Source organism: Cellulomonas phragmiteti (genome assembly GCF_016862775.1).
GTDB lineage: Bacteria > Actinomycetota > Actinomycetes > Actinomycetales > Cellulomonadaceae > Cellulomonas > Cellulomonas phragmiteti.
On the sequence record NZ_BONP01000014.1, the window covers coordinates 58,565 to 70,357 of the forward strand.

11 protein-coding genes are annotated in these 11,793 nt (G+C 76.7%); 4 read left to right on the forward strand and 7 right to left on the reverse strand.

From position 1 onward, the window contains the following. Nucleotides 1-53 precede the first annotated feature (53 nt). Nucleotides 54-911 carry a hypothetical protein gene (locus tag Cph01nite_RS12375; RefSeq protein WP_203674610.1) on the forward strand — a complete coding sequence of 286 codons (858 nt, stop codon included), beginning with the start codon at nt 54-56 and terminating at the stop codon, nt 909-911. Here the strand turns inward: Cph01nite_RS12375 and galE are convergent. Genes galE through Cph01nite_RS19240 form a run of 4 tightly spaced genes read right to left on the reverse strand, consistent with a single transcriptional unit; the run spans nt 895 to nt 3,508 of the window. Further along, nucleotides 895-1,878, reverse strand: coding sequence for a UDP-glucose 4-epimerase GalE (gene galE / locus Cph01nite_RS12380; protein ID WP_203674611.1), 984 nt, complete (start codon nt 1,876-1,878; stop codon nt 895-897). The two genes, Cph01nite_RS12375 and galE, sit on opposite strands and share 17 nt — an antisense overlap. A 24-nt stretch (nt 1,879-1,902) precedes the next feature. Continuing rightward, the gene (locus tag Cph01nite_RS12385; RefSeq protein WP_203674612.1) at nt 1,903-2,697 is read right to left on the reverse strand and encodes a uracil-DNA glycosylase; all 795 of its coding nucleotides are present in this window, start codon (nt 2,695-2,697) and stop codon (nt 1,903-1,905) included. A gap of 10 nt (nt 2,698-2,707) precedes the next feature. Beyond that, the gene (locus tag Cph01nite_RS12390; RefSeq protein ID WP_203674613.1) at nt 2,708-3,325 is read right to left on the reverse strand and encodes an L-threonylcarbamoyladenylate synthase; all 618 of its coding nucleotides are present in this window, start codon (nt 3,323-3,325) and stop codon (nt 2,708-2,710) included. Nucleotides 3,326-3,376: 51 nt separating this feature from the next. Then, complete coding sequence (locus Cph01nite_RS19240; protein WP_275407400.1) at nt 3,377-3,508, reverse strand: hypothetical protein; 132 nt, start codon at nt 3,506-3,508, stop codon at nt 3,377-3,379. 195 nt (nt 3,509-3,703) lie between these two features. On the opposite strand from Cph01nite_RS19240, the gene Cph01nite_RS12395 reads away from it, so the two are divergent. Together Cph01nite_RS12395 and Cph01nite_RS12400 are read left to right on the forward strand one after the other, a co-directional pair. Continuing rightward, nucleotides 3,704-4,489 carry an ABC transporter ATP-binding protein gene (locus Cph01nite_RS12395; protein WP_203674614.1) on the forward strand — a complete coding sequence of 262 codons (786 nt, stop codon included), beginning with the start codon at nt 3,704-3,706 and terminating at the stop codon, nt 4,487-4,489. Continuing rightward, nucleotides 4,489-7,068: an ABC transporter permease gene (locus Cph01nite_RS12400; protein WP_203674616.1), complete on the forward strand. Its 2,580-nt coding sequence runs from the start codon at nt 4,489-4,491 to the stop codon at nt 7,066-7,068. Before Cph01nite_RS12395 ends, Cph01nite_RS12400 begins: the two co-directional genes overlap by 1 nt. Nucleotides 7,069-7,119: 51 nt before the next feature. Here Cph01nite_RS12400 and Cph01nite_RS12405 read toward each other — a convergent pair whose 3' ends face one another. The 3 genes from Cph01nite_RS12405 to Cph01nite_RS12415 form a co-directional block, all read right to left on the reverse strand. After that, a complete protein-coding gene (locus tag Cph01nite_RS12405) occupies nt 7,120-7,467 on the reverse strand; it encodes a nucleotide pyrophosphohydrolase (protein ID WP_203674618.1) in 348 nt (115 codons plus the stop codon). 49 nt (nt 7,468-7,516) lie between these two features. Beyond that, nucleotides 7,517-9,574, reverse strand: a complete 2,058-nt coding sequence (locus Cph01nite_RS12410; RefSeq protein ID WP_203674620.1) for an elongation factor G — start codon at nt 9,572-9,574, stop codon at nt 7,517-7,519. 173 nt (nt 9,575-9,747) lie between these two features. Then, nucleotides 9,748-10,716, reverse strand: a complete 969-nt coding sequence (locus Cph01nite_RS12415; RefSeq protein WP_203674622.1) for an FKBP-type peptidyl-prolyl cis-trans isomerase — start codon at nt 10,714-10,716, stop codon at nt 9,748-9,750. Nucleotides 10,717-10,921: 205 nt separating this feature from the next. On the opposite strand from Cph01nite_RS12415, the gene Cph01nite_RS12420 reads away from it, so the two are divergent. After that, nucleotides 10,922-11,749, forward strand: a complete 828-nt coding sequence (locus tag Cph01nite_RS12420) for a MerR family transcriptional regulator (RefSeq protein ID WP_203674624.1) — start codon at nt 10,922-10,924, stop codon at nt 11,747-11,749. Nucleotides 11,750-11,793 lie beyond the last annotated feature (44 nt).

An 11,793-nucleotide genomic window follows, 5' to 3' on the forward strand; every position in this document is an offset into this window, starting at 1 on the left:
GTTGTCGCCCGACCGGGTGACGTCCGCGCCGCGCAGGGCGACGGAGGTGGCGTGTGACGGGTCTGCTGGCCGTCGCGGGAGCCGCGCTGTGCTCGGGCGCGGCCGTGGTGCTGCAGGCCGTCGCGGCCCGACGGCTGCCGCACGACACCGGCCTGGGGACGACGCTCGTGCGCCGCCTGCTGGGCTCGCCCGCGTACCTCGCGGCCCTCGGCCTCGTGGTGCTCGGGTTCGGGCTGTCGTTCGTGGCGCTGCGCACGCTGCCGCTGTTCCTCGTGCAGGCCGGGCGCGCGTCGGGGCTCGCCGTCGCCGCGGTGCTCGCGGTCCTCGTGCTCGGCGCCCGGTTCGGGCGTCGCGACGCGTGGGGCCTGGTCGCGCTGGGTGCCGGGCTCGTCGGGCTGGCCCTGAGCGTGGCCCCTGCACCCGTCACGGCGCCGGCGCCCGGTGTGCCCCTGGGGCTGCTCGCCGCCGCGGTGGCCCTCGGTCTCGTCGCGTGGCGCGTCGCCGCCCGCCCGCCCTCGGTGCGCACCGGGCTGGTCCTCGCCGTGGCGGCCGGCTGCGGCTACGCGCTGCTGGCCCTCGCCGCGCACGTCGTCGACCTGTCCCGCCCGGTGCGGCTGCTGCTCGACCCCGCGCTGTGGGCCGGGGGCCTCGGCGGGGTGCTCGCGCTCGGCCTGACGGCGCTCGCGCTGCGCCGGGCGCCCGTGGTCCCGGTGACCGCCGCGACCGTCGCCACCGAGACGTGCCTGGGCGCGCTGCTCGGCCTGCTGCTGGTCGGGGACCGCGCGCTGCCCGGGCGCGGGCCGCTGGCCGCGGTCGCGTTCGCGCTGGTCCTGGCCGGTGCGCTCACCGTCGCCCGGTTCGGTGCCGCGGACACCCTCGCCGAGCCCGAGGCCGTCAGCGCGCACGGCTGACCTGCTCGTCGCGCGCGGCCGCGAAGGCGCTGGTCAGCACGTCGTCGAGCCCGTAGGACGCGGTCCAGCCCAGCCGGTCGCGCGCCCGGTCCACGGCGGCGACGACCGCCGCCGGGTCGCCCGCGCGCCGCGGCAGCTCCTCGACGTGCGGGTGCTGCCCCGCGAGCGCGCACAGCCGGTCGACGACCTCCCGCACCGACACCCCGTGCCCGGTGCCGATGTTGACGACCTCGGCGGCGGGCGCCGGGGCGGCCTCGAGGGCGCGCAGCGCCGCGACGTGCGCGTCGGCGACGTCCCGCACGTCCACGAGGTCGCGCACGCACGTGCCGTCGGGCGTCGGGTAGTCCGTGCCGTTGACCTGCGGGGCCTGCCCGCGCGCGAGCCGGCCGAGCACGGTCGTCACGAGGTTCGCCTCCTCGTCGTCGCGCAGCAGCGGGGAGCACGCGCCCGCGACGTTGAAGTAGCGCAGCGCGAACGACCCGACGCCCACGGCGACGGCCTGCGCCAGCAGCGCCTCGCACGCCAGCTTGGTCGCCCCGTACGGGCTGATCGGGTGCGTCGGGCAGTCCTCGTCGACGAGCGCGACGTCGGGGCAGCCGTACACGGCCGCCGACGACGAGAACACCACGTGCCGGACGCCCGCGGTCGTCACCGCGGCCAGCACGTGCGCCGTGCCGCCGACGTTCTGCTCGTGGTACCAGTCGGGCCGGGCGAGCGACTCGGCGACCTTCTTGCGGGCGGCGAGGTGCACCACGGCCGTGACGTCCCAGCGGTCCATCGCGTCGAGCAGCACCCCGACCGACGCGGGCGCCGCGAGGTCGGTGCGCACGAGCGGCACACCGGGCACCCGGTCCGCACGCCCGGTCGAGAGGTCGTCGAGGACCACCACGCCGCGGCCGGTGCGGAGCAGCGCGTCCACGACGTGCCCCCCGATGTACCCGGCCCCCCCTGTCACCAGCACGTTCACGGCCGTGAGCGTAGGGCGCGGCGGTCAGGGCGCGAGTCCACCCGGGGGTGGACAACCCTCCGCTCCGAGGAGGACCTCGCGGGCGCGCCGCAGCACGGCGTCGAGCATCGCCGGGGTGAGCCGGCCCGTGAAGGTGTTCTGCTGGCTCACGTGGTAGCAGCCCAGCAGCGTCAGCGCGTCGGGCCGGGCGGTGTGCCGCAGGGTGACCTCGGCACCGTGCGCGAACGCCGGCCGCGGCCGCGGCACCGCCCAGCCCTGCTCGGCCAGCGTCGTCAGCAGGGCCTGCCACCCGAACCCGCCGAGCACCACCGCGACCCGTGGCGCGACCAGCTCGACCTCGCGCGCCAGCCACGGCCCGCAGGTGCGGCGCTCGGCGGGCGTCGGGGCGTTGGCCGGCGGTGCGCACCGCACGGGTGCCGTGACGCGCACGTCGTGCAGCGTCAGGCCGTCGTCCGCGGCCGTCGACGTGGCCTGCGACGCCATGCCGACGCGGTGCAGGGCCGCGAACAGGAAGTCGCCCGAGCGGTCCCCGGTGAACATCCGGCCCGTGCGGTTGGCGCCGTGCGCGGCGGGCGCCAGGCCCACGATGACGACGCGCGCGTGCGGGTCGCCGAACCCCGGCACGGGCCGCGCCCAGTACGTCTGCCCCCGGTAGCGCGCGGGCGGGTCGGCCGCCGACGCCTCCCGCCACGCGACGAGGCGCGGGCAGGCCCGGCACGTCGTGCACGCCGCGGCGAGCGCGGTCAGGTCGCCGGCTGCGGCGGCCGCCGCCTCGACGTCCGCGGGGGACGAGGGGACGTCGCGACGCCGCGCGTTCACACCGGGCCCGTCAGAACCGCGACGGGTCGCCCGCGCCCTCGCGGACGACCTCCGGCGCGCCCGACGTCCAGTCGACGACCGTCGTCGGACCGGTCGCGCGGTCGCCCGCGTCGACGACCGCGTCGAGCACGTCGTCGAGCTCCTCCTTGATCTGCCAGCCCTCCGTCATCGGCCAGTCGTGCCCCGGCATGAGCAGCGACGACGACAGCAGCGGCTCGCCCAGCTCCCGCAGGATCGCGCACGCGACCGGGTCGTCCGGGATCCGCACCCCCACCGAGCGCTTCTTGGGGTGGGCCAGGCGGCGCGGCACCTCGGGCGTCGCGAGCAGGATGAACGTGTACGGCCCGGGCGTCGCGGCCTTGATCGCCCGGAACGCGCTGTTGTCCAGGTGCACCAGCTGCCCCAGCTGCGCGAAGTCCGCGCACACCAGCGTGAAGTGGTGCCGGTCGTCGAGCCGGCGGATCCGGCGGATGCGCTCGGCGCCCTCGTGGTTGTCCATGCGGGTGCCCAGCGCGTACATCGAGTCCGTCGGGTAGGCGATGACGGCGTCGTCGCGCAGCATCGCGACGACCTGCGAGATCGCGCGTGGCTGCGGGTCCGTGGGGTGGACGTCGAGGTACCGGGCCATGACGTCAGCCTAGGAGAGGGGCTGGTCGGGCGCCTCCGTCGCGCGGGCCGCTCAGCCGCCGAGCACCGCCGCGAGGAGCGGGCGGGCCAGGTCCGCCAGCAGCGTGGGCTGGGCGGCGTAGGCCAGGCCCGCGCCGAGGACGACGGCGCCGGCGACGCGGGCGGTGCGGTGCAGCGCGGCCATGGGGACCTCCGGTCGGTGGGCCGCCGGTGCGGCCCCGTGGTGCCACCCTCCCGCGGGGACCGCGCCCCCGGCATCCGGGGCGGGCCCTGGTCCGTCCCGGGGCCGGACCCTGAGGCCGGGGTGCGCCGGTTCAGGGTCCGTTCCGGGTGCGTCCAGGGTGTCGGGGCGCGGCACGCGGGGAGGAGGATCGTCGTCGTGACCACCACCGACACCACCCGGGCCGACACCCCCATCGCCACCGCGCGCGGACTCGTGCGCACCTACGGATCCGGCCCCACCGCGGTCCACGCGCTCGCCGGCGTCGACCTCGACGTCCAGCGCGGGCGCCTGACCGCCACCATGGGCCCGTCCGGGTCCGGCAAGTCGACCCTCATGCACTGCCTCGCGGGGCTGGACCGGCCCACCGCGGGCACCGTCGTCGTCGACGGCGAGGAGGTCTCGGCCATGTCGGAGCGTCGCCTGACCCGGCTGCGCCGTGACCGCATCGGCTTCGTCTTCCAGGCGTTCAACCTCGTGCCGACCCTCACGGCGCTGGAGAACATCACGCTGCCGTTCGACATCGCGCGCCGCCCCGTCGACCGCGAGCACCTCGACGCCGTCGTGCAGGCCGTGGGCCTGTCGGACCGGCTGAGCCACAAGCCCGGGGAGCTGTCGGGAGGCCAGCAGCAGCGGGTGGCGTGCGCGCGTGCGCTCGTCACCCGGCCGGCCGTGGTCTTCGCCGACGAGCCCACGGGCAACCTCGACTCGGCGTCCGCGCACGAGGTCCTGTCGTTCCTGCGCCGCAGCGTCGACGAGCTCGGGCAGTCCGTGGTGATGGTGACGCACGACCCCACGGCCGCCTCGTACGCGGACCGCGTCCTGTTCCTCGCGGACGGGCGGATCGTCGACGAGCTCGCCGACCCGACGGCCGACGCCGTGCTCGAGCGCCTCGGCGCGCTCACCCGACGCGCGTCCGGCGCCACCCCTGCGCAGGTGCGCTGATGCTGCGGGTCACGCTGCGCGGCGTGCGGGCGCACGCCGTGCGCTTCGCGCTGTCCGTGCTGGCCGTGGCGCTCGGCGTCGCGTTCGTCGCCGGCACGTTCGCCCTGCGCACCATGCTGTCCGACACGTTCCACGGCATCGTCGAGGCGCAGGCGCCGGCCGACGTGTACGTGCGCGGCGACGCGCCCGTCGCCGCCGGGCCGGGGGACGGCGGGTTCGGGGAGCAGCGCACCCCTGTGGCGCTGGGCGTCGCGGACGACCTCGCCGCCGTCGACGGCGTGCGGGTGGCGCTGGCGGACCTCGCCGGGCCGGTCGTGCTCGTGGGCGCCGACGGCACGGCCGTGCAGTCCACGCAGGCGCCGTCGATCGGGCTCGCGTTCGACGAGCGCGACCCCGGGCTGCGGCTGCGCGACGGGCGGGCGCCCGTGGCCGACGACGAGGTCGCGGTCGAGTCGGCCACGCTCGCGTCGTCGGGCCTGGCGGTCGGGGACCGCACGCGCGTCGTGGTGTCCGGCGAGGTGCGGGACGTGACGGTCGTCGGCGAGGTCGACGCGGGCGGCCCGATGGCGGGCGCGACGCTCGTCTACCTGCCGGTCGACGTGGCCGTGGCCGCGTACGCGCCGCAGGGCACCGTCGCGACCGTCGCGGTGCACGCCGCCGACGGCGTGGACGAGGCGACGCTCGTCGAGCGGGTCACCGCCGCGCTCGGCGACGGCACGGTGGCGGACGCCGCCGGCGTCGAGGCGGTGGCCGGGCAGGACCTGCGCGACGAGCTGCGCGGGTCCATCGACGAGACCCTCGGCTTCGTCACGTCGTTCCTCATGATCTTCGCGCTCGTCGCCCTGTTCGTCGGCGGCTTCCTCATCTCCAACACGTTCGCGATGTCGGTGCGGCAGCGGGTGCGCGAGTTCGCGCTGCTGCGTGCCGTCGGTGCGTCGCCCGCGCAGGTGTTCGCCGTCGTCGTCGGGCAGGCCGCGGTCGTCGGCCTCGTCGGGTCGGCGATCGGCGTCGCCGGCGGGCTGGGACTGGTGGGCGTGCTGCGCGTCGTCTTCGAGTCCATGGGCATGGACCTCGTGGGGGACGTCCCGCTGGACACGACGACGGTGGTCGCGTGCCTCGTGCTGGGCACCGTCGTGTCCGCGGTGGCCGCGGCCGTCCCGGCACGCCGTGCCGCGCTCGTCGCGCCCGTCGAGGCGATGCGCGGCGAGGTCACCGTCCCCGAGCGCTCGCTGCGGCGGCGCGGGACCGCCGGTGCGGTGGTCGTCGCCCTCGGCGCGGGCGCCGTCGCGTACGCGGCGCTGCGTCCCGACGCGACCGGGTCCGAGCCCGTCCTGGGCGCCGGGGCGGCCCTCGTCCTGGTCGGCGTCCTGGTGGCCTCGCCGTCGCTGGCGCGGTCGGTGCTGCGCGTGCTCGCCGTCCCGTTCGTGCGGGCGCTGCCGCCCCTGGGCCGCCTCGCGCAGGGCAACGTCGTGCGCAACCCGCGGCGGACCGCGTCGACCGCCGGGGCGCTGGTCATCGGCATGGCGCTCGTGGGTGCGGTGTCCGTCATCGCCGCGACCGGGCAGGCCTCGCTCGCGGGCGTCGTCGAGAGCTCCACCGACGCGGACCTGGTGCTGCGCTCGGCGACGTCCGCGATCCCCGCGGGGGCCGTCACGGACGTCGCGGCGCTGCCGGAGGTGGGGCGGGCCGACGCCATCGCGTTCACCTCCGGCGGGGTGTCGCCGGAGCCCGGGGTGGACCCGGGGCCGGACGACGGCGCGTACGTGGTGGGCCTGCGTCCCGGCGTCCTGGGCGGCTCGCTCGTCGTGGACGTCCTCGACGGCGACCCCGCGGACCTCGACGGCACCCACGCCGTGGTGAACCGCAGCACGGCCGGCGAGGGCTGGGCCGCCGGTGACGAGCTGACGGTGCGCACGGCCGCCGGCGAGCGCACGCTCGTCGTCGCGGCGGTCGTGGACACCCGCGTCATGAGCGCGTCGGTGATCCTCACGCGGGACGTGCTCGACGAGCTCGCGCCCGGGCCCGCGCAGGTCACGGACACGGTGTTCCTCGACGCGGCCGCCGGGGTCACGCCCACCGCGCTCCGGGCGGCGGTCACCGCCGCGGTCGCGCCGTACGTCGTGGTGTCCGTGCAGGACCGCGACGAGTTCGTCGACCAGATGGCCGCGCAGGTCGACCAGCTGCTGGTCATCCTCTACGCGCTGCTGGGGCTGTCCCTGGTCATCGCGGTGCTCGGGATCGTCAACACGCTCGCGCTGTCCGTCATCGAGCGGACGCGGGAGATCGGCCTGCTGCGGGCCGTGGGACTGGGACGCCTGCAGCTCGCGGGCGTGGTGACCGTGGAGTCGGTGCTGACGGCCGTGTTCGGCACGGTCGTGGGGCTCGCCGTGGGCGTCGGCATCGCGTCGGTCCTGCCGCGCGTCTACGCCGAGGAGGGCCTGGACCAGCTCGTCGTCCCGTGGGACGGGCTGGCGCTCATGGTGGGCCTCGCGCTGGTCGTCGGCGTGCTGGCCGCCGTGTGGCCGGGTGCGCGGGCCGCCCGCCTGCGCGTCCTGGACGCGATCGCCACGCCCGACTGACCGCGTCCCGGCCGGGGGCGAGGGGCTCGTGCCGCCCGCGCCCGGCCGGGGTCAGGGCTTGTGGGGGGCGACGCCCCGGTGGTCCGTCGCCGGGAAGCGCCGGTGGGAGTCCGCGAGCTTGGCGCGGGCCGCGGCACCCAGGTCGACGCCGAGGACGTCCGCGAGGCGGACCAGGTAGACCAGCACGTCGGCCATCTCCTCGGCGGCGCGGGCCTGCCGGTCGGGGGCCGCGAACCGCTCGGCGGCCTGTGCCGCCGGCACCCACTGGAACAGCTCGGCGAGCTCGCCGACCTCCCCGACGAGCGCGAGGACCAGCGACTTCGGGTCGTGGAACTGCTCCCAGTCCCGCTCGCGCGAGAACTCCCGGACCGCTGCCGCCAGCTCCTCGATCTCCGACACGCCCCCATCCTGCCGTCCGGCCGAGATCGAGGCCGAGGTCAGGCCGAGGTCAGGCCGAGGTCAGGTGGTCCGGGCAGGGGGCGTAGTGGTCGGGGACGACGGTCAGGCCCCCGCGGCCCCCCGTCAGCGAGCGCAGGTCCAGCACGTAGCGGCGCAGCTCGGCCTGCGGCACGGTCGCCTCGACGACGACCTCGCCGCCGTCGAGGGACACCGTGTCGGTGATGCGCCCGCGCCGCGCCGACAGGTCGCTCATGACGTCGCCCTGCGCGGTCGTGGGCACCGTGACGTGCACGCGGCACACGGGCTCGAGGACGACCGTGCCGGCCGCGGCGAGCGCGTCCTTGAGCCCTGCGGCCGCGGCCGTGCGGAACGCCATGTCGGACGAGTCCACCGAGTGCGCCTTGCCGTCGACCACCTCGACGCGCAGGTCCACGACCGGGTAGCCGTGCGGTCCGCCCGCCGCCATCGCCTCGCGCACCCCGCGCTCCACGGCCGGCAGGTAGGACCGGGGGATCGCACCGCCGACGACCGAGTCGACGAACTCGAACCCCGCCCCCCGGGGCAGCGGCGCCACCCGCAGGTGCACGACCGCGTACTGCCCGTGACCACCGGACTGCTTCTTGACCTTGCCCTCGGCCTCGACGGCACGCGCGACGGTCTCGCGGTACCCGACGGGCACGGGCGACGTCGTGACGTGCACCCCGAACACCCGCGCGAGCCGCTCCAGCGCGACGGCCAGGTGCGTGTCGCCCAGGCCGTGCAGCACCGTGCGGTCGCCCGTGCGCTCGACCGTGAGGGTCGGGTCCTCGGCGGCGAGCCGGCCCAGCGCGGCGGACAGCCGGTCGTCGTCGGACTGGGTGACGGGGTCCAGGACCAGGGCGTACACCCCGGGGCGCTCGCGCGGCGGGGGTGCGGTCAGGGACGTCCCCGGTGTGCCCTTCGCCGCGAGCAGCGAGCCCGACGGGGTGCCCGTGAGCTTGGCGACCGCCACCACCTCGCCGGCCACCGCACGCTCGACGGGCAGGTGCTCCTTGCCGCGCAGCCGGAACAGCCCGGGCAGCCGCTCCTCGGTGCGGGTGGTGGTGTTGACGAGCCGGTCGCCCGGGCGCACCGTGCCGGACAGCACCCGGACCAGGGTGACCTGCCCGACGAACGGGTCGGCGGTCGTGCGGAACGCGTGCAGCAGCGTCGGGCCGTCCGGGTCCGCGGCCACCGGCACCTCCACGTCGCCGGCCCGCACCGTCCGGGTCCGGGTCGCGGGGTCGGGGCACAGCTCGCACAGCAGGTCCGCTAGGCGGTCGACACCCACGCCCGTCGTGCCGGACGCGACGAGCACCGGCACGGCCTCGCCGTCGCCCACCTCGTGCGCAAGGGTCCGCTCGAGGTCCGCGACGGACGGGACGTCCCCGGCGAGGTACCGCTCGAGCTGCTCGTCGTCGTGGGCGACGATCTCCTCGGTGACCTCCTCGTGCAGGCGGTGCTCCTCGGCGACGAGGTCCGGGGGCACGGGCGTGCTGTGGTGCCGCCCGTCGGCGTCGTAGCCGTGACCCTGCTCGGACAGGACGTCGGCGACGCCGGTGAACGCGGCCTCGTCGCCGAACGGCAGCTCCAGCGGGACGATGACGTCGCCGAACTCCTCGCGCAGCTGCGCCAGGACCCGGTGGAAGTCGGCGCGCGCCCGGTCCTCCTTGGTGACGACGACGACCCGCGGCACGCCCGCCTCGCCGGCGGCCCGCCACGCCAGGTGCGTGCCCGCCTGGACGCCGTCGACCGCGCTGACGACCACGACGGCGAGGTCGGCCGCGCTCAGGGCGGCGTCGACCGCACCGGCGAAGTCGAGGAACCCCGGGGTGTCCAGGAGCGTGAGGTCGTACGTGTGCCCGTCGTCGGCCCGCCAGCGCAGGGGCGCGACCCCCAGGCCGAGCGAGATGCCCCGGGCGACCTCCTCCGGCTCGTGGTCGCTCACCGTGGTCCCGTCCTCGACGCGACCGGCGCGGGGGATCGCCCCGGCCCGGTGCAGGAGGGCCTCGGTCAGGGTGGTCTTGCCGGCACCCGACGCGCCCAGCAGCGCGACGGTGCGGACTCTGGACGGCGGTGCCTGGTCCATGCGGACCCTCCCACGCTGGAGGTGAACTTCGGCCCAGCGTAGGACGGGGTCCCGGGGTCGGGAAGGACGAGGGTCCCTGGCGCCCCGGCCCCACGCACGACGACGGGCCGGGCCGTCCCCCGTGGGGAGGGACGGCCCGGCCCGTACGTCAGGCGGTGCTCAGGTGCGCGACGTCAGCTCGCGGCGAGGATGTCGACGACGAACACGAGCGTGGCGCCGCCGGGGATCGTCTCGCCCGAGCCCTCCTCGCCGTAGCCCTTGTCGGCGGGCACGACGAGCATCACCTGGCTGCCGACCTTCTGCCCGACCAGACCCTCGTTCCACCCGGCGATGACCTGCCCGGCGCCGATGTTCTCGACCGGGAACGGCGTGCTCCGCTCCCACGAGGAGTCGAACTGCGTGCCGTCCCACAGCCAGCCGGTGTAGTGCACCAGCACGGTCTGGCCGGCGACGACCTCGGGGCCGGGCCCCTCGATGAGGGGCTGCGCGACCAGCGCGGTCGGGGCGTCGCCCGACGCCGGCTCGAGCGACGGCGCGCCGTCGTCGGCGAGCGTCACGGTCGGCAGGCCGTCGACCGGCGCGACGGCCGTGCCCTCGGCGCGGCCGGGGCGCTTGGCCACGACCTCGGCGACCGCGACGGACGCGGCGCCCTCGCCCGCCGGGACGGCGAACGCGAACCGCGTGCCGACCTTGCCGCCGACGAGGATGTCGGTGAGCACCGGGGCCAGCGCGGCCTCGCTGACGACGACCTGCTCGGGGCCGGTGGCCCACGACGACATCTGCGTGGAGCCGTCGGCGCCGTCGACCCACACCGAGTGCAGGTCGACGATGTCGCCGTCGGCGATGGTGTCGCCCGTGCCCTCGTCGAGCACGCGGGCGACGGCCGCCGAGACGGTGAACGGCGTGCTGGGCAGCGTGACGACGCCCTCGGCGCCGACGGGGCCCTCGACGGTCACGCCCTCGAGGGCGGCGATGTCCTCCGCGCTCGGCGTGGGGGCCGCCTCGGCGGCGGCCGTGTCCTCCGCGGCGGGGGTGGTCGGGTCGTCGCTCCCGCCGTCGCCGGCGCAGGCGGCGAGCGTGAGGCTGAGCGCCAGCGCTGCGGCTGCGGCGCGCAGGGCGGTGCGGGTGGTGGGACGTCGCACGACTAGGTCCTCCGGATCGTGGGGACCGCCCCGGATCGGTGGACGGCCTCGGGAACGGTACGCGACATTCCTGGGCGTCCGCTGGGCGGGCCGCCCGCGAAACGCTTCAGCGCACGGCCCGGCCGTGCCGCGACCTGGCGGTGGGCGCCGTCCGCGACCGCGCCGGGCTTGCCTCTGCCACGCTGTCAGGGTGTGCCCTGAGGACGTGGATCACGACGCCGGGCTGCTGCGGATCGGTGCCTTCTCGACGCTGTCGCGGATCAGCGTGCGCATGCTGCGCTACTACCAGGAGCACGGTGTGCTCGTCCCTGCGGCCGTGGACCCGTGCAGCGGGTACCGCTGGTACCGGGCCGAGCAGCTCACCGACGCCCACCTGGCCGTGCTGCTGCGCGACGCGGGGTTCACGGTCGAGGCGATCGCACGGCTCCTGACGTCGACCGGTGATCCTGCCGGGGTCGAGGCGGCGGTCACCGCCCAGCGCGCGGAGCTCGCGCGCCGGGGCGAGGACCTGCGCGCCCAGCAGTCGGCCCTGGACCGTGTCAGCACCGCACTGGGAGGACGCACGACCATGCACGACGTCACGCTCACCACGTTCCCGGCCACCACGGTGGCCGCCCTGCGCCGGATCCTGCCGGGCTACGCCGACGAGGGCCTGCTCTGGCAGGAGATGACCCCGCTGCTCGGTGCCTCGGGGGCCGTCCCCGCACCCGAGGCGCTCGCCGGTGCCACGTTCCACGACCCCGACCACCGCGAGAGCGACGTCGACGTCGAGGTGTGGCTGCAGGTCACGGGCCCCTTCGAGGCCGTCGCGCCGCTGACGTGCCGCACCGAGCCGCAGCGCGAGGCGGCCGTCGCGCGGCTCACGGGCGACTACACGGGCATCCCCGCCGTGATGGCGTCCCTCGGGGCGTTCGTCGCCGCGCACCGCCTCGAGACGGGCCCGATGTTCAACGTCTACCGCGTCGGACCGGGGCAGAGCCCCGACCCGGCCGACTGGGTGACGGACGTCTGCCTGCCGGTCGTGCGGTCCTGAGACCGCCGGTCGGCGTCGGGGTGCTCCCCGACGGCGACCGGGGC

Bases quoted from the DNA above. Each gene is read 5' to 3' on its own strand.
- Cph01nite_RS12410 (WP_203674620.1), bottom strand. From the start codon at position 9,574: ATGGACCAGGCACCGCCGTCCAGAGTCCGCACCGTCGCGCTGCTGGGC.
- Cph01nite_RS12390 (WP_203674613.1), bottom strand. From the start codon at position 3,325: ATGGCCCGGTACCTCGACGTCCACCCCACGGACCCGCAGCCACGCGCG.
- Cph01nite_RS19240 (WP_275407400.1), bottom strand. From the start codon at position 3,508: ATGGCCGCGCTGCACCGCACCGCCCGCGTCGCCGGCGCCGTCGTCCTC.
- Cph01nite_RS12400 (WP_203674616.1), top strand. From the start codon at position 4,489: ATGCTGCGGGTCACGCTGCGCGGCGTGCGGGCGCACGCCGTGCGCTTC.